The organism is Bradyrhizobium sp. AUGA SZCCT0105 (assembly GCF_018129565.1).
GTDB lineage: Bacteria > Pseudomonadota > Alphaproteobacteria > Rhizobiales > Xanthobacteraceae > Bradyrhizobium.
In genome coordinates this window covers 734,119-754,151 of the sequence record NZ_JAFCMK010000002.1, presented here as the reverse complement: position 1 = coordinate 754,151, position 20,033 = coordinate 734,119, and the positions used below count along the sequence as shown (strand labels likewise).

The window sequence follows — 20,033 nt, the reverse complement described above, 5'->3', positions numbered from 1 at the left end:
AGGCAAGCCGCGGCGGGTGGACGCCATGCGGTCGCCACTTGCGTCCCGAGGCCAGAGCCTTGGCTTGATCGCACCAAATCAGCAAGGTGCTTCGCGCCGGGCCGTTATCTGGCGTTGTTTCCGACGGCGCCGCGCTCCGAGGCGGGGATGGCAAACAGTCGATCTAGGGCCGAGAACGCGTTGCAATCAGCCCGGAGACGGCGAAACCAATCAGCAGCGGAAGGGCCGTGCGCACGGTACGATGAATCAGGGCAAGTGCTGCAGCCGTCTCCGCGGGAGCTCCCGCCTGCTGCAACAGCAGCACGAATGTGACGTCGCGCACCCCAAGTCCTAACGGTAGCAGTGAAATTGCTCCGGCCAGATAAGAAATGACGATCGCGTGGCCGATGGCCACCGGGGGAAGATCAGCACCCAAGGCGCGGCTGAGATACCAGATTGAAGCCACGTCGACCACATAGGTCGTCGCAAGCCAAAACGTCGCGAGTGCCAGCGCAAGCGGCTTGATCCCGAACATCGCGCTTCGCAGATCGAAGACGAACTGACGGATCGGCCCAGAGGCCCGAAACAACCGGCCGAGCACCCACATCCGGTCCAACACCGTAGGACCAAGTCCCACGGCCGCGATGCCGGCGATCAGCAATCCCGCGGCCGCCAGCGATAGCGAAACCGTGCGATCACCTGCCAACCCGCCTGGAATAACAAGGACCGCCCCCATCAAGAACAGCCAAAGCAGGCTTTCGATCGTCGTTTGAGCCGCGCCGACGCTGACTGGAATATCCGCCAGCATCTTGTAGAACGCCAGCCGCGCCGGCACGCCGAGCTTCGGATCTCCGGCGAGGCTCACCGTGCCAGCGGCCAGCATGGCCATCATGACGTCCATCAGACTGGCTGGATGACGCATTCCCGCCAACAGCGTCGCCGCGCCTGCTGCATGCAGCACGATCATGACGATCGACGAAAAGCAGAGTACGAGCAGCGCCTGGATCGAAATCGACCGTAGCGTGTGCCAATCAATGCGGCCGACCAAATAGAACAGCGCCGCAGCGCCGATCATGAAGGCCGCGCCCCAGAGCAACCGCTTGCGAGTAAGCAAACGCATCAGGTTCCGTGCCTCTCAAGTGGATTCGAGGCGCAACAGGGGCTCTCGACCAGCGAGGCGCGACATCGCAGTCCGGCTCGCAACGAGCAGCGTGTGAGGTCTTTCATCCACGCTCCATGACCGGAAAGCTCGTCAGATATTTGCTGGTCGCCTTGTACATCGGCGCTTGCGTCCAGCGAATGAAGACGGCGTCGTTGTTGTTGCCGTTCTCGAATGCCTTGTAACGAAACCTGCCTTCGCCGGCATAAAAGCGATCCATGGCAAACTTCATATGGCGCTTTGCCAGATTTTTGTCCTCGCAGGCGAGCGCAGTCAGGATGCTCTGTGCGACATCGTGGGAATCGATCGGCCAGGTCTGCTCGGGGCTCCAGCGCGGCTTGTCGTCGTCGATCAATTGGGCCTGCATGTAACCCCAACCACGCTCGATCGCATCCGCGACACGTTGATCTCGCATCGTCGCGTTGACTTCGACAAGCCCTTCGATGATGTAGCCAGTGTGCCGGCTATCGATGATCGTGTCGACGGCGTGATCGCGAAACGCCGGCGCGTAGAACCAGGAGCCATCCTGATTCTGATGATGCGCGGCGAACAAGGCCGCCCGCGCGGCGAGCGCGACAAGATCGTCGCGATCGAGCACCCGTCCGGCTCTGGCCAGCAGACCTGCGGCTGCAACGCTGGCGTTGATGATCAGACGCGTGTCGCCCGGACCAAAATGGATGCAAGCGCCTTCCGGCAATTCGGTCATGCCTGCCTCTTCCAGCATGAAACGTATGCCGGATTCGAGCAGCGCCAGCACCCGGTCGCGGTCGAGCAGATGGATGGCATCGAGAAGACCGGTCAGCACGATGGTGGACGTGATCGTGGTCGGCCAATGCTTCGAATGCTTTCCCATCCCTCCCCAGGTGAATGGCAAACCCCAGGCCGCATTGCGGGCCAGCGGGCTGCGCGTGTCCTCCAGCAGGGTTAGCAACCTCGTCGTTCGGCGACGCGATACCTTGCTGTCGGGTTGTTGAGCTTCACCGGCGAGGCTGTCTCCGAGCGCTTGCGGCATGACAATGGCTGGGACTGCCTGGAAGAGGCGCTTCGGGATCAGCGCGTGGTAGGGCTTCAGCGTCCGCCGGGCAAAGTGCATCAGCGGCCCGAGGATAGGCCGGCCACCAACCTGAGAAATGATGTTGTCCAGCTGGTAAGGATCGTTGCCAGCATAGTCGTTTTGCTCCAGCCAGTTGCCGAGGGCATCGGACGCTGCACGAACACGGTCGAGCAAATCTTGATCCGAAGTCGGACCCTGACCGGTCATCATGCGTGAAGGCCTTCCACAAAAACGCGCGCTGTAGCCATTTACTCTTCGTGTATGCAAAAGGCTAGGCCGCTAGCGTTGCCCGACCAGAATCTTCAAGTGTCGCAGTCGTACTTTTCGCATCAGCCAACTGGTCAGCTCAATGTTGCGAAACAGCAGGTCAGAACGAACGACTGGTGGCGATTGGGCCAGCGCTTGCTGGCTCGAGGCTGGATCGACGGTGCGAACGGCACGCTCCAGCGTTGCAATCTCTCCGTCGAAGCGACCGACGCAGTCGGCCAGCAATTCGTCGAGCACCGCGCAAGCGCGCTCGTCCGGCCGAAATCCGCGTTCGATGTCTATCAACGAATAGGAATGCAGGAACAGCACGATGATGTCCTGACCGGACGCCAGGACCGCATCGATCTGGCGGCGCAATTCGCCGGGACTGCACCAGTCCGGATCGAGTTTCTTCGTCAGCGACAGCAGGCGAGCGGGGCCGAGCGCAAGATCGCAGTTCGTCACGGTCACGGGAACTTCGAGCACATCGCCATGCCGAACGACCGCGTTCACGGTGAGCGGGGGATGATTGAGTCCGCAGTACGGATAACCGTAAAAAACACTCGAATCGATTTCGATGCCGTTTTGCTCCAGGGCAGCGAGCGTATCGTAGTTGGCGCCATAGCCACCGGCACGATGGCTGACAGGACGTCGGCCGGTCCAGGCTTCAATCAGCGCCGCGCCTTCGGAGATGAACAGGCGCTGCTCTTCGAGCGACAGCGTCTTCATCGTCTGCGCCATTCCGTATCCACGCTTCCCCTCGGGGAAGGCCGGATGCGTGTGCAGGCCAACTTCATGGCCACGCTCGGCGATCTCGCGCGTCAGACCGGCAACGAGCTCCTCGCTTACGGTCCGGCGATTTTGGACGTCGACAAAGAAGGTGCCGCGGCCGCCATGTCGTTCGAGAATATCCATGATGCGCGGGGTTGCGTGATCGCGTCCGGCGCTGCGGCCCCGATACGTGTCGATCGGAGGCCGCGGTTCGAAGAAGTCCTCGACGTCTACGGTCACGACGAATTTCGGACGCTGTCGTCCCGGCTTCATTTCACGGCCTGTGCAATCACGAGGTGGAAGCGGGCACGGCGTCCGAACGTCGGGTGCTTTGCAAGCCGATGATCAAGGCTCTGCGTGGCGTCGATCAAGCCCGACATCACCGGAAACAAGGGCGGCCAGATATTCAGCGGAAACTCCGGCACGAAATCAGGAATGAGTCTCATTCCGGATATCTCAATCACCTTGAAGCGGCCCTGCAGCAGGGCTTCGATCTCTTGGCGAGAGAACAGGACGCGGTGATATCTCGATGCGCCCTTCACGATGCGCTGCACAAGCTTCGCGAGATAATATGGGGAATAGTAGAGATAGCGCGCAAAGCGTGCCGTCTCCTCGCTGTTTATGATCGTCGCGCAGAATGCGCCGCCCGGTCGCAGCACTCGACGAATTTCATCGAGGGCAATGTTCAGGTCGGGAAAATTGTTGGGCGCCGTGCAGGATACGATCAGATCAAAACTGTTATCCGGAAACGGCAACGCCATTGCATCGCCAACGCCGTAGGTTGCCGGGAGATCGCCATTCAGCGCCCGTGCATGGGCGATCATTTCGGGGCTGAAATCCGCTCCGTGCACGGTGAAATCTCCGCTCTGATCTCGCTTGCTCTTTGCGAGCCACCGCGTCAAACGTCCCTCGCCGCAGCCAAGATCGAGGATATTTGTCGCCGCCGCTACGAGGGGCGCCATGGCCTCTCGCTCAAGCCTGTCGGTGTAAACCTGAATGGGGCGGGCTCTGATCGCGGCGTAGTTTTTCGCCTGCAGGTTGTAGAATCGGAGCGTTTCCTCATTCATGGAGTGCAATCCGCGCCTGCTCGTCCAAGTTGTTTCTCTCGCATCTTATTGATTCTACTGGACAATATGATGCATTCGCGCGGAGGCGCGAATCTGCGGGGCTGGCCTGCCATCCCTTTCGTCGACGCCAAAGTCGAAAACTCAACAAATTCAGACACGAAAGCCAGAAAAATTGGGGCCGACCGCGATCTCTGGACCGACGCGTCGGCGGACAGCCTATTGACGAAACTGCAGATACCGCATTCAAGCAGGGTGGTTCAACCTGGAACAGAGGCTTAAGCAGGTTCCCCAACCGGCCTACGACTCACGAAGCCGCGCCGCGGCGGGAAATGCGCATGTATAAATCGAAGAGTGTCGCGGTTGTGGTGCCTTGCTACAACGAGGAGAAACTGATCGGCCGGGTCATCGAGACCATGCCGGAGTTTGTCGACCATATCGTTTGCGTGGACGACCAGAGTCGCGACCGTACCGCTGAGATCGTCGAGCGCTATTCAGCCGCGCGGCCCGAACGCGTTATTCTGATCCGACTCCCCAAGAACGAAGGTGTTGGTGGGGCGATCGCCGCCGGCTACCGCTGGGCACGCGACCGCGACATCGATGCGACGGCCGTCATGGCCGGCGATGCCCAAATGGATCCGGGCGATTTGCACGCACTGCTCGAACCCGTCATTGCCGATGAGACCGACTACGCCAAGGGCAACCGGCTGTTCACCGGCGAGGCTTGGAACCTGATTCCGCGCGTTCGCTACATCGGTAACGGATTGCTTTCGATGCTGACCAAGATCGCCTCGGGCTACTGGCACGTGGCGGACTCGCAGACCGGTTACACGGTGACCAACCGGAAGGTGCTCAAGACGCTGAACTTGGACGACATCTACAAGCGTTACGGGATGCCGAACGACATGCTCGTTAAGCTGAATATCTTCGATTTCAGAGTGCGCGACATCCCGATCAAGCCGATCTACGGTATCGGCGAGCAATCAGGCATCAAGCCAATTCGCCTCGTGCCGAGGTTGTCGCTGTTGCTGGTGCGATTGTTTGTGTATCGCATGCTGCAGAAATATATCATCCGCGACTTTCACCCGTTGGTGCTGTTCTACTTTACGGGCGCCGTTTTGTTGTCGCTCGGAATGCTCGTCGGGCTCTACGTTGTGATGCATCGGCTTTTCATCGGGTTCGTGGCAGACAACACGCCGCTTTTCACGACATTCCTCGTCTTGATGGGCTGGCAATCCGTCATGTTTGCCATGTGGCTTGACATGGAAATGAACAAGCACCTGAAATAGGTCGGGCGACGGGCGGTTGAAATGTGCGGCATCTTCGGAGTGATTGCGAGCCCCGGCGCGCTTGATCGCCAGATAGTGGAGCGCGCAGTCTCGCGGCTGTTCCTCCTGTCGGAAACGCGCGGCAAGGAATCGTCCGGGCTCGCCATCGTTGGGCCGACCGCCATCACCTTTCGCAAGAGCGCACAGCGTCCGCGCGACTTTCTCGCCTCGACGGACTTTGCTCCCTTCTTCGCAGGGACTCTGGACCCGGTCTACCGGTCTCGCGAGCCTTTCGCGATCTTTGGACATTCGAGACTTGTCACAAACGGCACTCAAAACCTGCACGCGAACAACCAGCCGGTTCTCGCCGGCGGCATCCTGGGTGTTCACAACGGCATCATCGTCAATGACGAAGATCTGTGGCGGACCATGAATGCGGCCGAGCGGAAGGCCGAGGTCGATACCGAAGTGATGCTCCAACTGCTTCGCCAGCATCTCGACAGGGGCGAATCCCTCGCCGACGCGATGCGCTCGACGTTCCGCAGGTTGCTTGGGACGGTCTCGACCGCGCTCGTGTTCGACGACCTCGATTGCATGGTGCTCGCAACGAACAACGGCTCTCTCTATGTGGCGCCGAGCGTGGCCGACGGCACAATCGTCTTCGCTTCCGAGCGTTACATTCTTGAGGAATTCCTGACCACGCCAGGCCAGGCTTGGCCCGCGCGTCGGGACGCGATCCGACAGATCGAGGCTGGTAGCGCGCTGCTGATCAAACTCGATACGCTGGCCAGCCAGGAGATCGACCTCGGGGCTGACCCCGAGGGGGCTCCGGCAATCGCCCCGCGGCGGCGCGAGATCACGGACGACACGCCCGCCAAGGTCCGCAATGCCGCGACGTTCAATTCGGTGCCCGCAGTCAGGCTTGGCAATTTCTCGCGCTTCGAGATCGATCCGCAACCCATCAAGGCATTGCGTCGCTGCACCCGCTGTATTTTGCCGGAAACTGTCCCATTCATCGCTTTCGATGCAAGCGGGGTCTGCAACTTCTGCCAAAGCCACGAACCGAAGACCTATCTGGGGCGTCCGGCCCTGGAGGCCGAGGCCAACAAGCTGAAGGCGCGCCGCAACGGCGCCTCCGCCGACTGCCTGATCACGCTGAGCGGAGGACGCGACAGCAGCTTCGGTCTTCACTACGCGGTGCGCGAGCTCGGCCTTAAGCCGATCGCCTACACCTACGATTGGGGAATGATCACGGACCTGGCGCGCCGCAATCAGGCGCGGATGTGTGGAGCGCTCAAGGTTGAGCACATTCTCGTCTCGGCCGACATTGCCGAAAAGCGAGAAAACATCCGTCGCAACGTTTCCGCTTGGCTCAAGCGGCCGTCACTTGGAATGGTTCCGCTCTTCATGGCCGGCGACAAGCAGTATTTTTACTACGCCAACGATCTCGCAGAAAAGCTTCACCTTGAAGCGACGGTGCTTGCCTCCAACCCGCTCGAGAAAACACACTTCAAGGCCGGCTTTTGCGGTGTGCCGCCCACGCTTGGACACCGGCCGTCACAATTCGCGCAGCTTCAGATGGCGAGCTACTACGGCAAGGAATTCGTGCTCAACCCACGTTACATCAACAAGTCGCTGCTCGATACCGCCGGCGCCTTTCTCAGCTACTATTCGATCAAGCACGAATATCTCCGACTGTTCGACTACATTCCCTGGGTCGAGAGCGAAGTAAACGACACGCTGATCGATCAATACGACTGGGAGACCGCCAACGATACGCGATCGACCTGGCGCATCGGGGATGGGACGGCTGCCTTCTACAACTACATTTATACGAAGGTCGCAGGCTTCAGCGAGAACGACACCTTCCGCTCGAACCAGATTCGGGAGGGTGTGCTCGACCGAGCGAGCGCGCTTCGTCTCGTCGAAACGGAGAACGTCCCGCGCTTCGAATCGATCGCGTGGTATTGTGGCGTGATCGGTCTTGATACCACCGAGGTGCTGGAGCGCATCGCTCAGATTCCAACGCTCTATCCCAGCAAAGTTCACCAGAGCGATGCACGTTCTCTTTGATATCGGCCATCCTGCGCACGTTCACCTTTTCCGGAACGTGGCGCAGCGCATGCGCGCGCGTGGCGACAGGATCACGGTCACGATCCGTGATCGCGGCATTATCGGTGGATTACTCGATCATTACGGCTTGCCCTATACCGTCGCCTCGAACCCGCGGCAGGGCCTGGTCGGCAGTGCCATCGAACTGACGATCCACAATTGGCAGGTTCTGAAAGCCGCGCTTCCGGACAGACCGGATTTCCTTGTCGGCACGTCCGTGTCGGTTGCTCATGTCGGCCGCATCATTGGCAGGCCCTCGATCGTCCTGAACGAAGACGACGCCGATTACGTGCCGCTGTTTGCGAGGATTACCTATCCTTTCGCAAATCGCGTCGTCATACCGGCGGTCTTGCGGGACAAGAAGACGGCGAAGGTGCGGACCCATGACAGCTATCATGAGCTCGCCTACCTCCACCCGAACCATTTCAAGCCAAACCCAGAGGTGGTCCGCCTGTTGGGAATAGAGCCTCGCGAACCATACTTCATCATTCGATTGGTTTCGCTGACGGCCCATCATGACGCGGGCGAGAGCGGGCTTTCCGAGGCTCAGGTCCTTCGATTGATTGCGTTGCTCGAGCCGCATGGTCGCGTCTTCATCAACGCGGAAAGCTCGATTGCGCCGGGCCTCCAGCCATATGCTCTGAAGGCTCCGCCCGAGAGCATGCATGATCTTCTGGCTCACGCGAAGATGTTGATCAGCGACAGCCAGACGATGACAATGGAGGCGGCTTTGCTGGGGCGGCCGGCGATCCGCTGCAATAGCTTTGTCGGCCGCTGCTCGGTGATAGCAGAATTGGAACAGCGGTATCAGTTGGCTTGGGGTTTTCAGCCCCGGGAGTTTGAGAGGCTGATGACGTTGGTGTCGGGCATGCTTGCTGATCCTGGTTTGGAACCAACCTTGACGCAGCGGCGCGCCAGAGTTCTGGCCGAGAAATGCGATCTTACCGAATGGCTGCTGGAGCAGTTTGATAGAGGCTTCGCCTGATGGCCGATTGCCGTGTTGGACAGCGATAACTTTGCAATGGAGAGCCGGCTCAAAGGCCGAAGCGTGATGATCCAGCGGGCGATCATCTTAGGTCGTGTCGGAGAGGTATGGCGCGGCAAGATTGACGTTGAATGCATGGACGGGCTAGAAGGGGCTTATTGTTTCCGTATGCGTCTATGGTCTGACGCTACCGTCACGGTGAGTCCCGCGGCACAAATCCGGATAAGCATCTCGTGTGCGGCATATTTGGCCTTGTAGATAAGACCGGGCCCGTCGATGTCCGTCAGGTGGATGAGTTAACCGATATCGTTGCTCACCGCGGACCGGATGGTCGCGGAGTGAGGGTCAATGGCAAGGTCGGGCTAGGGCACCGCAGGCTGGCCATCATCGATCTGACCGACGACGGCGCGCAGCCGATGCGCGACAGGTTGCTCCCGATCTGGATCACGTATAACGGTGAGATATACAACTATCTTGAACTTCGTGCGGAGCTGGAAGCGCTCGGCCATGTCTTTCACACCGCTTCCGACACCGAGGTGCTGCTGGCGGCCTACGTCCGCTGGGGCGAAGAATGCCTCGACCGTTTCAACGGCATGTGGTCGTTTGCGATTCACGACGAGCGCGACAACACGCTGTTCTGTGCTCGCGATCGATTTGGCGTAAAGCCGTTCTACTTCGCAAACACCGCTGCGGTGTTCGCCTTCGGTTCTGAGATACGCCAGTTGCTTCCGCTGGTCGGCCGTTCGATCGCGGACGACGATCTTGTCAGGGACTTTCTCGTTTGCGGTTTGAGTGATCACACCAACCGGACCTTCTTCAAGGGTATCGAGAAGCTGCCGCCCGGACACAAGATGCGCGTCGACGTGTCGACAGGTCGACTCGAGATTGAGCGCTATTATTCGCTGGCGCCTCGTACGGCCGTCGGGGACGAACGGGATGCGGTCAGGCTACTGGCGGAACTGCTGGACGATGCGACGCGCCTGCGCCTGCGCTCGGATGTTCGGGTCGGAACCTGCCTGTCGGGCGGATTGGACAGTTCGAGCGTCGCGACGCTGGCTGCAAGGCGCTACGCGTCCTCCAACGATCGCTTCTTTGCCATCACGGCAGTGAGCGAGGAGGCGGCGAACAACGAGGAAGCCTACGCGGCCGATGTCGTGGCAAAGGCCGAGCTGAACTGGTTGCGCACCAAGCCGAGTTACGAGGATTTCGCATCGACCGCGGAAGCCTTGCTTGAGGTGCAGGAAGAGCCATTCGCTGGCCCATCGATCATGATGCAATACGAGGTGATGAGAACGGCGCGCAAGAACGGCGTGATTGTGCTGCTCGATGGTCAAGGCGGCGATGAGACGTTGCTGGGCTATCATCGCTATTATGCGGCGTGGCTCCGTGATCACCTGAGCCGCTCAGGTATAAGGGGATTTTTCGCCGCTTTCCGGGCGGCCACGCAGGCCGGCGTTTCGGCCCAGCGCTTGCTGATGTACCTGTTTGGCGCCAGTTCGGCGGTGCTGAGGGCCGGATTCTACCGCTGGCGGTACACCTTCCTCAAGAATCCGGACCTGCCGGAATGTCTTCGTCGTTTTGCGCGAGAGACGAGGGATGCGCAGGAAATGCAGGTGCTGGAAATCACCGAAACCAATCTGCCGATGCTGTTGCGCTTCGAGGACAAGAACTCGATGCGGTTCGGGATTGAGACGCGATTGCCGTTCCTGGATTATCGATTTGTCGAGTTTGCGTTGAGCTTGCCGACGCGTATCAAGCTGAACAATGGGTGGACGAAGTGGCCGCTCCGTGCAGCGATGCAAGACGCTCTTCCGGCCAGTATCTCATGGCGCAAGGACAAGATCGGGTTTGCTGCGCCCGATCAGCTATGGCTCAACCGACACTCGGCCGCAATGCACGAAAAGGTGGCCGACAGCGCACTGCTTGCTCGGTACGTGGACATGGCAGCGGTGAAGAGGAAATTCCACCGGCTCGATCTCGGAATGCGCTGGCGGCTCTATTGTGTGGCGCTTTGGGCTGAACGCTTCGGGGTCGAAGCTCCATGAAGATTTGCATGTTGTCGAGTGTCCATTCGGCCAATGACATTCGAATTGTTGAGAAGGAGGCACGGAGCCTCTCCGAGGCTGGTCACGACGTCACTGTGGTGGCGAGGTCACCTCGCCCGAGCGATCCAGGTCGTATCGCATTCAAGTTGATCGAGGTGCCGCCGGTTGCCCGATGGAAGCGTCCGTGGGTCGTTGGGCGAGCAGCGCTTGCGCTTGCTCGCGCGACCGGCGCGGACGTCGTGCAATTCCACGATCCCGAACTGATACCCTTCGCGCTGATGCTCAAGCGTCGCGGCTGCAAGGTGATCTACGACGTTCATGAAGACGTGCCAGCTGATATTTATTCCAAGCGGTGGATTCCGCGGTGGATGCAGCCGGTCGTGGCGTTTGGCATGGATCTGGTGGAGCGGCGCGCCGCGACGCGTTTCGATGCGATCGTGGCCGCAACGCCAGCCATTGCGAAACGCTTCAACGATTTCGGTGCAGCCGTGACGCTTGTTCGAAACAGCGTCCGACTGGAAGAGTTCATCGAGCCGACCAGTCAAACTCCAAGGAAGAAACAAGCCGTCTATGTCGGGCACGCGAGTTTCAACCGCGGACTCGTCGAAATGGTGGAAGCTTGCCAGGCTGCGCGGCTCCTGCTGGTACTTGCCGGCAGCATCGGTGCCGCGGAAGCTGACTGGCTGGCAAGGTCGTCAGCAGAGATCATCCATCGCGGAAAACTGGGCCGATCCGAGATCGCTGCGTTGCTCAATGAGAGCTTGATCGGCCTCTGTCTTTTCCAGCACGAGCCAAATCATCTCTTTGCCATGCCAACCAAGATCTTCGAGTATATGGCCGCGGGAGTCTCGGTCATTACCAGTGACTTGCCGAAATCGAAAGAGATCGTGGAAGCTGCCGGTTGCGGCTATTCGGTTTCATTGGACGACAAGAAGGGGTTGGTGCAACGGCTGTCGATGCTTGCGGACGAGCCACGACGGGCGATCGAACTTGGGTTGGCGGGCCGCGCCGCCGTTGCCAGAGACTACAATTGGCAACACGACGCGGCCGAGCTCGCGATGCTCTACCGAGAATTTTCTTCGCGCCGGGTCGCGGTATGAACATCTGGCTGCTGCATCCGTTTGCCGGAGGGCCCGGTCTGGGACGTCACTGGCGGCCGTTCTGGCTCGCAGATGCCTGGAAGCACATGGGGCACAAGCCGCTGATCGTGAGCGCCGGGTTCCATCACCTTCACAGAGAACCCCAAGCCTTGGGGCTTCAGCGGATTCACGACGTCGATTTCTGGTTTCTCGATACGCCGCGCTACGGTAAGGGCAGCGTGGGTCGCCTTCGAAACAATTTGAGTTTCGGACCGCTGTTCCGAGCGGCTTCGCCCGCGATCTCCAAGCAGTTTGGCTCTCCGGATCTCGTGATCGCTTCAACCCCACATCTGTTCTTCATCTCCGCCGCGCATCGTGTTGCTCGGCAATTCGGCGCCAGGTTCTGGGTCGAGGTGCGCGATCTCTGGCCTGAGAGCATCGTAGCTCTCGGAATGACCCCGCAGTGGCATCCGCTGATCAGGGTGCTCGGTTGGAAGGAGCGATCCGCTTATCGCTCGGCGGACCATGTTGTTTGCTTGCTAGCGGGCGCGGAAGCTCACATGCGGGCGCGAGGGTTGCCACCGGGCAGGTACACATGGATTCCGAATGGGGTGTCTGAGCATGAAATCCGAAGCGCGCCGACGATCGAAGGATTTGAGCACCCGCTCGTTGATCGGATCAAGGAAATGAAGCGGCAGGGCAAGCGGGTCATACTCTACGCTGGCGGCATGGGCCCACCCAACGCGATGGAGGTCATTCTCGACGCGGCGGCCGCGCTCGGTAGGACCAACCCGGAGATTCATTTCGTGCTGATCGGCTCGGGCACTTCGTTGACCGAACTCAAGCTGAGATCGGAAGGGCTTGCGAATGTGGAATTTCAGGACGAAGTCGATCGATCGATCGTGCATGGAATGCTCCATGCATCCGACTGTGCGGTCGTCTCGTTCCATAACAGTGCGCTCTATCATCACGGTATCAGCCCGAACAAACTGTTCGACTACTGCCTCTTTGCTCCGCGAAGCGTCATCGCGTGCGAGGGCAGGGCGCTTGCGGGGCTAGAAGAGCTGGTGACGTCTCAATGCGCAGCGGATGATCCGGCGGCACTCGCCAAGTCCCTGGTTGCGGCGCTCAATGGCCCTGAACGCTCGCGGTGTGATCGGATGGCCGTAGCCCAGCGGTACAGTTACTCGGTACTGGCAGCGCGATATCTTGTGTCATGGGACGACCGCGTCTGAAGTCTGGCGGTGGCGAAGCGTGCGTTGCTCAGGTAAAATCGTTTAGAAACAATGCCTTGCGCCATTCATGGCTTGAACGATTTGGCTTGACGTTCATCGTATGAACGCGGTAATGCACGCATTGCAGGAAATGGGGCGCATGGCAAACACACTCCCGACGGGCGACGGAGACAGCGATCGACTTGTGCTCGGTCTGCTAACCTCTGTGGAAATCGACGGGGCGCGTTCGCAGCGGCGGATCGCGGCGGAACTTGGAATCGCGCTTGGCTTGGTCAATGCCTATCTGAGGCGCGCCATCAAGAAGGGGTTCGTCAAGGTCGGCCAGGCGCCGGCCCGGCGCTATGCCTATTATCTCACGCCCCAGGGCTTTTCCGAGAAATCGAGGCTTACTGTAGAGTTCCTCTCCTCCTCGTTTTCGCTTTTTCGGAGAGCCAAGGAGGAATATTCGTGCGTATTCGATCGCGCGGAGGTGCTCGGGTTCAAGCGAATCGTTTTTGCCGGGAAATCTGATCTCTGCGAGATAGCTATTCTCTGCGCCGTAGATAGCCCGGTAACCATCGTTGCTGTCGTTGATGCCGATGGAGTTGCCTCGCGCTTCTTTGGGATCGAAGTGGTGCAGTCCTATGCTGACGTCGCCGAGCCGTTCGATGCGGTCGTCGTTACGCATCTCAACAAGGCCAAGGATGTGTTCGATCAAGCTGTCGGCATGTTTGGGCCGGAGAGAGTGTTGACGCCGGACCTGCTGGGGTTGCGTCCACCGACTATGCAGAGGGTGGAATGATGGCAACGGAAGCGCAACTCGGCCTCAGCTGGCATGTCGTGCAGACGCACGTCAATGCCGAAGTGAAGGCCGCAGCCAACCTGGTCCGGCAGGGGTTTGGTGTCTATCTTCCGCGGTACCAAAAGCGCCGCAGTCACGCGCGCCGGGTCGATCTCGTCGCGCGGCCGCTGTTTCCGCGCTACCTGTTTGTTGCCATCGATCTCGCGACGCAAAGGTGGCGCGCCATTCAATCGACGCTCGGTGTCTCCCATCTGGTCTGCCTGCATGGCCGGCCAGCGTCGGTGGAGAGCGCCGTGGTCGGCGCGTTGAAGGCGCGTGAGGACGAGGCCGGTTTCATCACGCTCTCGCGCCGGTTGCCTTTTTCGCCCGGAGACAAAGTGCGGATTACCGAGGGGGCGTTCGCTGACAGTCTCGCGCTGGTGGAGGGCGTCAGCGATCATGAACGTGTGGCAGTCTTGCTCGACCTGTTGGGACGGAAGGTGCGTGTAATGGTCGGCGCCAATCTGATTGCCGCGGCCTGATCGCGCCTGCTGCTGGCAGGCGCGGTGATAGAGAAATTCGGCTCGGGGTGGTGCTCGATTCACCCCGAGTGCGGTAGCTTGGAAAAATCGAACTTCGTTGGGAGGCGCGAGAAGCCAGATGCATTCTTTTGCGTTGATAGGAGCGGCCGGTTATGTGGCGCCGCGTCACATGCGGGCGATACACGCGGTAGGTGGAGATCTGAAGATCGCCTACGATCCGAATGACTCGGTCGGCATTCTGGATAGCTATTTTCCCAATGCCCACTTTTTTACCGAGTTCGAGCGATTTGACCGCCACGTCGATAAGCTCCGACGGCGCGGCGAGAAGATCGACTACGCGTCGATCTGCTCGCCCAATCACCTGCACGATGCGCATTGCCGCTTCGCGCTGCGATCGGGAGCCGACGCAATTTGCGAGAAGCCGCTGGTTCTGAATCCGTGGAACATCGACGGTCTCGCCGAGATAGAGCAGGACACCGGCCGGCGCATCTCGACAATCCTGCAATTGAGGCTTCATCCCGCCATCATCAGCTTGCGGGAGAAGTTCGGGACGAGCAACAAGCGCCACAAGGTTGAGCTCACCTATATCACCTCACGAGGCCGTTGGTACTACACGTCGTGGAAGGGCGAGGATGCCAAGTCGGGAGGGGTTGCCACCAATATCGGCGTGCACTTCTTCGACATGCTGAGCTTCGTGTTCGGTTCGGTCAAACGCAATGAAGCGCATCTGCGCCAGCGCGAGCGGGCCGCCGGCTTCCTCGAATGCGAACGGGCCGACATCAGCTGGTTTCTGTCGGTAGACAGCAATGATCTGCCGGCCGACGTGCAGGGCAAGAAGACGACGTTCCGCTCGATCACCGTGGATGGCGAAGAGGTCGAATTCTCGGAAGGCTTTACCGATCTCCATACGCGGAGCTACGAGGATATTTTGGCTGGACGCGGCTTCGGCCTTGACGATGTGCGGGCTTCGATCGACATCGTGTCTACCTTCCGCCAGGCGCCATTGACCACCGGGCATGAATGGCAGCATCCGTCCGCGCGTGGGCGTCATCCAAATGAGTGAGATGAAGGATGATCCGCGATTTCCAGGCGTACTGATCCACGCATCCAGTTACGTGGACGATGGCGTGATCATCGGCCGAGGTACCAAGATCTGGCACTTCTGCCACGTGCTTCCCGGCACGGTCATCGGTCAGAATTGTTCGATTGGACAGAATGTCATGATCGGGCCGCGCGTAAAGATCGGCGCCGGATGCAAGATACAGAACAACGTGTCGCTCTATGATGGTGTCGAACTCGCAGACGACGTGTTTTGCGGCCCGAGTTGCGTGTTCACCAACGTCAATAATCCCCGTGCCGACGTGTCGCGCAAGGACGAGTTTCGAACCACTCCGGTCGGGCGTGGCGCCAGCATCGGTGCCAACGCCACGATCGTGTGCGGCCATTCGCTCGGCGAATACTGCTTCATCGGCGCCGGCGCCGTCGTGACCAAGAATGTGCCGGCATTCGCCTTGATGATGGGTAATCCGGCGCGACGAGCGGGCTGGATGAGCCGAAGCGGAGAGCGGCTGGGCGAGGACCTGGTCTGTCCGCGAACTGGCGAGCGATACAAGCTCGACTCGTCAGGAGCACTCGGCGCCGGCGGCGGCTAGGGTCGCAATTCGAGGAAGTTGATCGACGGGGCAGGTCTTGGCCTACGGAGCCTCTTCTCCACCGCATCGATGAAGCTGATTGGAAGATGAAGTACTCATCAAACCTGAATGTTTTTCGGCTCCTTTCGATATACGGAGGGCGCGTCATTGAGGGAGTGGCTCATGACGTGCGCCAACGTTATCTTGGGTCAGTGGTCGGCATCGGCTGGGCGGTTCTTCTGCCGGCGATGCAGCTAAGCATCTACGCCGGATTGTATGCCTTTGTGTTCAAGGTCCGCCCCGCCGGTCTTAACGAGTGGGGCTACATCTTGCTGGTCTTCTCCGGACTCGTTCCGATCATGGCCTTCAACGAAGCGCTCACGAGCTCAATTTCCTCGGTCTCGGCAAACAAGAATCTGCTGCTCAACACCGTGTTCCCCGCGGAGTTGATCCCGCTCCGATCCGTGGTAGCTGCCCACTTTCCTCACGTGTTCGGTCTGGCAATCACGCTCGCGCTGGGCTTCTTTCTGGGGCGGACCGATTGGAAGGCCATCGTGCTCGTTCCGGTTTGCTGGGTCCTCCTGCTGATGTTTGCGACGGGAGTTGGATGGATACTTTCGCTGGTCTCGTTGATTGCGAAAGACATTCAGCAGGTGATCGGACTGGTTCTTATGGTGATGATGATCATCAGTCCGTTCGCCTATACGCCGGAGATGGTTCCGGCCGCCATGAAGCCGTTCCTTCTCCTCAATCCGCTGTCCTACTTCGTGCTGACGTTTCAGCAGTTGATCTGCTACGGCAACTGGCCCGATCCCCGCATTTTCGGCGGCGCGGCACTGATTGCGGTCACGAGCTTTATGGTGGGATATTCGTTCTTTCAGCGCGCAAAGGGTGTGTTCTTTGACTACGCTTGAAGAATTCGCGATCAAGTTCGAGGCGGTTTCCAAGATCTACAAGCTCTATGGGAGTCAAGGCGACCAGCTCGTCGACGTTCTCGGCTTGCAACGCTTCGGATTTCGAACCCGGCAACAGCCGAAGATATTTCCTGCGCTCAGCGATATCTCGCTCGCGGTCCCGCGCGGCCACAGGATCGGGATCATTGGGCGAAACGGGGCTGGGAAGACCACGCTGTTGAAGCTGGTCTGCGGGAACTTCGCGCCGACCTATGGATCGGTGTCGGTGAACGGGCAGGTTCAGGCGCTGATGGCCGCGGGCCTCGGGTTTCATCCGGAACATACCGGGCGAGAAAACGTCGAAGCGTCATTGCAGTACAACGGCCTTCGCAAGGACGAGTATCGCGAGGCGGTCGAGGGAATTATCGACTTTTGCGAGCTCGGCGACTTCTTCGATCAGCCGATCAAGACCTACTCGTTGGGCATGCTGGCGCGCCTGATGTTTGCTGCCGCAACCGCGATCCGGCCAGAGATATTGATCGTCGATGAAGTCCTCGGTGCTGGAGATGCCTACTTCGTCGCCAAATCGAAGGCGAGGGTGGAAGCCCTGGTGCGAAGTGGCTGCACGATGCTTCTGGTTTCCCACTCAATGTCGCAGGTACTTGAGCTGTGCAGCGAAGTGATCTGGCTTCACGAGGGAAAAATTCACATGCAGGGGGATGCCTTCGCGGTGGTGAAGGCCTATGAGGAGTTCGTGCACGGAGGCGGCGATCAGCGTGTCATGGCTCCCGTGATTTCGTCTGGGGCCGATGAGAATGGCGGGCCGGCAGAGGCTGCTGGTTCAGGGGAGCTCCCTGCGCGGCCGGAACTGACTGCGGACGGCAAGACAATATTCGATCGGGAGACCTTGTTGCAGGAGCCGCGTTTCGCTCCACACGCGACAGCAGCTGTTTTTCCGGCGATCGAGCCGCCCCGGGACTTCAAGTTCGTGGCGCGCGGTGGGCTATCGAGATGGGCATCGAGCGGCGATCTGATGCTGTCCGGATTTACGATGGTCACGGAGCGCGGAGAGACCAACAAATTCATGGCGCTGGCGCCGGCAAAGCTGGTCCTGAACGTGGTGGCCTGCGTGGACGGCGACTTTGAATGCCGATACGGCATCGTCGTGCTCGACTATCTGGGAGCATGCCGCGCAAAGCTCATAAGTCCACCCGACAAGTTTTCCGCGACGAAGGGGCAAGAGCGTTGTGTGGAAATGCTACTTAATCCGGTGCAGCTCGGTCCAGGTGAGTACGTTGTCAGTCTCAGCATTCATGGAGCCGATCATCTGACAAAGTTCAACGGCACCGTGCGTCATGACTTGTTGTCGCGAAGCTTCGATCTGACTGTCGAAGTTCAGGAATCCCTGGCTGACGTCTCCGCGGATTTCTTCCATTCGGCGGAGTGGCAGTTCGCCCCCGATCAGGACGCAGGCTCGAGCTTGAATCCGCAGGCTCGACATTTGCTGAATACCGAGATTCGATGACGGATCGTGTGAAGCGGGTTCTGGTAGCTTATTCGGCTGCCGCGAATGCCGTCCCAACGACATTCGAATATCTAACCGCGCTGAAGGACCTTCCCGGCTGCGAGGTCCAGTTCGTGCATTGCACGGACGATGCCAGGCTGAATTTTGACATCAACGAATTCGATGTTCTGATCAACAGCTACAGTGCGCGCCTATGCTTTGATTGGTACTTGAACCCCGATTACGTGCGGGCCGTCCTGTCGTTCCGTGGCTTGAAGATCGCAATAGCGCAGGACGAGTACGATCGCACGGGTGTGCTGCGGAGTGCGATCAGGCGCCTCGGCTTTCACGTTCTGCTCACAAGCGTTCAGCCGGAATTCTGGCCGCTTGTTTACCCCAAGACGCAGCTGCCGGGGGTTGCCTTGAGGCAGGTGCTGACGGGATACGCGTCGGCGCCACATCCGGAACGGCGGATCAAGCCGCTCGCTGATCGAGCTTTTCCGATCGGTTATCGCGGCCGCCAAATCGGCGCCAGATACGGACGGCTTGGCTTTGAGAAATTCGAGATCGGCCGCTATATGGCCGAGCTTTGCGATGAGGTGGGCCAGCCGCACAGCATCAGGACTGATGAAGCCAGTCGCATCTACGGCGAGGACTGGTTCAACTTCGTTGGTGACTGCCGGACCATGCTCGGTAGCGAAAGCGGTAGCAACGCCTTCGACTTCGACCAGGAGCTTGAGCGGGAGATCGAGCGGTTCCAGACCCTGCACGGTCGTGCGCCTGAATATCCGGAATTGGCGGACTTCCTGGCGCCTTTCGAGCAGCCATTCGATACCGGCCAGGTTTCGCCACGCGTGTTCGAGTGTGCCGCGATGCGGACGCCAATGGTTCTGTTCCGGGGACGCTACTCCGGCGCGATTGAGCCGGATGTTCACTACATCCCGTTGGAGAAGGATTTCTCCAACGCCCGCGAAGTTCTCGCGAGGCTCGACGACTTTGAGTACTTGCAAGGCTTTGCGGAGCGGGCCCATAAGCATCTGATTGCGTCTGACAATTACAGCTACCGTTCGCTCATTTCGGTGATCAGTTCGGCGATCGACGATGTCCATCCAGGGGTGATGGAGGATCCCGAAAGCCAACATCGGCAATCCGTTGCCCAGCCATGGCGATCCCCGCATGATCCGCAGGATCCCCGCACGGTCGCGCTGTCGGAAGCGCCGACCGATGCGCCGCAGCTGCCGCCCTATCTCTTCGCCAAGCAGGAGCATCTGCGGCAGCTACTCGAACCACCACGCGAGCCGGAGATGGAGGACGATGTCCTTCAAGTCGCGAATGCTGATAACGCAGCGCAGGCGGTGGCGGCGATCGAGTCTGATATGAGCTCGATCGGTCCAATCACCAGAATATGGAGAGCCGTGCCTGTGAGGGTCAGAAGCCAAGTTAGCCCGTTGCTGGCCTGGCTGGCCAGGTAGCTTGTCTCATCGCAACCGGAAGAATGCCGGAGTTTCGATCTCCGGCGTAGACGCGTCATATTGGGAACTTGATACCGGAATTTCAACGACGATAAGCCCGATCGCAGAGACCAAGCGCGCGCTTGACGCTCTCTGCAAAGACTCGCGCACTCTACATCATGGACAGGTCCTCCACGTCGTTTCGATAGGAGCTTGTATCAATGTTGAGGCGAATGCGGACTGCGTTGATGGACA

The 20,033-nt window shown here is 59.5% G+C and carries 17 protein-coding genes; 13 read left to right on the top strand and 4 right to left on the bottom strand.

Annotation, left to right across the window (positions count from 1 at the left end; all coding sequences use genetic code 11):
• Positions 1–163 precede the first annotated feature (163 nt).
• The 4 genes from JQ573_RS12625 to JQ573_RS12610 form a co-directional block, all read right to left on the bottom strand.
• Positions 164–1,099, bottom strand: a complete 936-nt coding sequence (locus JQ573_RS12625) for a lysylphosphatidylglycerol synthase transmembrane domain-containing protein (RefSeq protein ID WP_212310190.1) — start codon at positions 1,097–1,099, stop codon at positions 164–166.
• Positions 1,100–1,202: 103 nt separating this feature from the next.
• On the bottom strand, positions 1,203–2,402 hold the full coding sequence (locus tag JQ573_RS12620) for a hypothetical protein (protein ID WP_212310189.1): 1,200 nt from the start codon (positions 2,400–2,402) through the stop codon (positions 1,203–1,205).
• 69 nt (positions 2,403–2,471) lie between these two features.
• Positions 2,472–3,449, bottom strand: a complete 978-nt coding sequence (locus JQ573_RS12615; protein WP_212310188.1) for a polysaccharide deacetylase family protein — start codon at positions 3,447–3,449, stop codon at positions 2,472–2,474.
• Positions 3,450–3,478: 29 nt separating this feature from the next.
• Positions 3,479–4,276, bottom strand: coding sequence for a class I SAM-dependent methyltransferase (locus JQ573_RS12610; protein WP_212310187.1), 798 nt, complete (start codon positions 4,274–4,276; stop codon positions 3,479–3,481).
• Between the two features lie 335 nt (positions 4,277–4,611).
• On the opposite strand from JQ573_RS12610, the gene JQ573_RS12605 reads away from it, so the two are divergent.
• The 13 genes from JQ573_RS12605 to JQ573_RS12545 all read left to right on the top strand — a co-directional run bounded on the left by JQ573_RS12605 (position 4,612) and on the right by JQ573_RS12545 (position 19,799).
• Positions 4,612–5,562 (top strand): glycosyltransferase family 2 protein, encoded by a 951-nt coding sequence (locus JQ573_RS12605; protein ID WP_212310186.1) that lies wholly within the window; start codon positions 4,612–4,614, stop codon positions 5,560–5,562.
• A 21-nt stretch (positions 5,563–5,583) separates the two neighbouring features.
• Positions 5,584–7,614 carry a hypothetical protein gene (locus JQ573_RS12600; protein ID WP_212310185.1) on the top strand — a complete coding sequence of 677 codons (2,031 nt, stop codon included), beginning with the start codon at positions 5,584–5,586 and terminating at the stop codon, positions 7,612–7,614.
• Positions 7,598–8,638 (top strand): DUF354 domain-containing protein, encoded by a 1,041-nt coding sequence (locus JQ573_RS12595; RefSeq protein WP_212310184.1) that lies wholly within the window; start codon positions 7,598–7,600, stop codon positions 8,636–8,638. The genes JQ573_RS12600 and JQ573_RS12595 overlap by 17 nt, the downstream gene beginning before the upstream one ends.
• 233 nt (positions 8,639–8,871) lie before the next feature.
• Positions 8,872–10,683 carry an asparagine synthase (glutamine-hydrolyzing) gene (gene asnB / locus JQ573_RS12590; protein WP_212310183.1) on the top strand — a complete coding sequence of 604 codons (1,812 nt, stop codon included), beginning with the start codon at positions 8,872–8,874 and terminating at the stop codon, positions 10,681–10,683.
• An 8-nt stretch (positions 10,684–10,691) separates the two neighbouring features.
• Complete coding sequence (locus JQ573_RS12585) at positions 10,692–11,783, top strand: glycosyltransferase family 4 protein (RefSeq protein ID WP_212310182.1); 1,092 nt, start codon at positions 10,692–10,694, stop codon at positions 11,781–11,783.
• Entirely contained in the window at positions 11,780–12,997 is a 1,218-nt protein-coding gene (locus JQ573_RS12580) for a glycosyltransferase family 4 protein (RefSeq protein WP_212310181.1), read from the top strand. The genes JQ573_RS12585 and JQ573_RS12580 overlap by 4 nt, the downstream gene beginning before the upstream one ends.
• A 139-nt stretch (positions 12,998–13,136) precedes the next feature.
• Positions 13,137–13,778 (top strand): winged helix-turn-helix transcriptional regulator, encoded by a 642-nt coding sequence (locus tag JQ573_RS12575; RefSeq protein WP_212310180.1) that lies wholly within the window; start codon positions 13,137–13,139, stop codon positions 13,776–13,778.
• Entirely contained in the window at positions 13,775–14,299 is a 525-nt protein-coding gene (locus JQ573_RS12570) for a transcription termination/antitermination protein NusG (RefSeq protein WP_249131644.1), read from the top strand. The genes JQ573_RS12575 and JQ573_RS12570 overlap by 4 nt, the downstream gene beginning before the upstream one ends.
• Before the next feature lie 118 nt (positions 14,300–14,417).
• On the top strand, positions 14,418–15,362 hold the full coding sequence (locus JQ573_RS12565; RefSeq protein WP_212310179.1) for a Gfo/Idh/MocA family protein: 945 nt from the start codon (positions 14,418–14,420) through the stop codon (positions 15,360–15,362).
• Positions 15,355–15,951: an acyltransferase gene (locus JQ573_RS12560; protein WP_212310178.1), complete on the top strand. Its 597-nt coding sequence runs from the start codon at positions 15,355–15,357 to the stop codon at positions 15,949–15,951. Before JQ573_RS12565 ends, JQ573_RS12560 begins: the two co-directional genes overlap by 8 nt.
• A 167-nt stretch (positions 15,952–16,118) precedes the next feature.
• The gene (locus JQ573_RS12555; protein WP_212310177.1) at positions 16,119–16,844 is read left to right on the top strand and encodes an ABC transporter permease; all 726 of its coding nucleotides are present in this window, start codon (positions 16,119–16,121) and stop codon (positions 16,842–16,844) included.
• Positions 16,831–18,348 carry an ABC transporter ATP-binding protein gene (locus JQ573_RS12550; protein WP_212310176.1) on the top strand — a complete coding sequence of 506 codons (1,518 nt, stop codon included), beginning with the start codon at positions 16,831–16,833 and terminating at the stop codon, positions 18,346–18,348. Before JQ573_RS12555 ends, JQ573_RS12550 begins: the two co-directional genes overlap by 14 nt.
• On the top strand, positions 18,345–19,799 hold the full coding sequence (locus JQ573_RS12545; protein ID WP_212310175.1) for a hypothetical protein: 1,455 nt from the start codon (positions 18,345–18,347) through the stop codon (positions 19,797–19,799). Before JQ573_RS12550 ends, JQ573_RS12545 begins: the two co-directional genes overlap by 4 nt.
• Positions 19,800–20,033 lie beyond the last annotated feature (234 nt).

Excerpts from the sequence above, each read along its gene's own strand:
- JQ573_RS12625 (WP_212310190.1), bottom strand. The coding sequence starts at position 1,099 with ATGCGTTTGCTTACTCGCAAGCGGTTGCTCTGGGGCGCGGCCTTCATG.
- JQ573_RS12620 (WP_212310189.1), bottom strand. The coding sequence starts at position 2,402 with ATGATGACCGGTCAGGGTCCGACTTCGGATCAAGATTTGCTCGACCGT.
- JQ573_RS12610 (WP_212310187.1), bottom strand. The coding sequence starts at position 4,276 with ATGAATGAGGAAACGCTCCGATTCTACAACCTGCAGGCGAAAAACTAC.
- JQ573_RS12605 (WP_212310186.1), top strand. The coding sequence starts at position 4,612 with ATGTATAAATCGAAGAGTGTCGCGGTTGTGGTGCCTTGCTACAACGAG.
- JQ573_RS12600 (WP_212310185.1), top strand. The coding sequence starts at position 5,584 with ATGTGCGGCATCTTCGGAGTGATTGCGAGCCCCGGCGCGCTTGATCGC.
- JQ573_RS12595 (WP_212310184.1), top strand. The coding sequence starts at position 7,598 with ATGCACGTTCTCTTTGATATCGGCCATCCTGCGCACGTTCACCTTTTC.
- JQ573_RS12585 (WP_212310182.1), top strand. The coding sequence starts at position 10,692 with ATGTTGTCGAGTGTCCATTCGGCCAATGACATTCGAATTGTTGAGAAG.
- JQ573_RS12580 (WP_212310181.1), top strand. The coding sequence starts at position 11,780 with ATGAACATCTGGCTGCTGCATCCGTTTGCCGGAGGGCCCGGTCTGGGA.
- JQ573_RS12575 (WP_212310180.1), top strand. The coding sequence starts at position 13,137 with ATGGCAAACACACTCCCGACGGGCGACGGAGACAGCGATCGACTTGTG.
- JQ573_RS12570 (WP_249131644.1), top strand. The coding sequence starts at position 13,775 with ATGATGGCAACGGAAGCGCAACTCGGCCTCAGCTGGCATGTCGTGCAG.
- JQ573_RS12565 (WP_212310179.1), top strand. The coding sequence starts at position 14,418 with ATGCATTCTTTTGCGTTGATAGGAGCGGCCGGTTATGTGGCGCCGCGT.
- JQ573_RS12560 (WP_212310178.1), top strand. The coding sequence starts at position 15,355 with ATGAGTGAGATGAAGGATGATCCGCGATTTCCAGGCGTACTGATCCAC.
- JQ573_RS12545 (WP_212310175.1), top strand. The coding sequence starts at position 18,345 with ATGACGGATCGTGTGAAGCGGGTTCTGGTAGCTTATTCGGCTGCCGCG.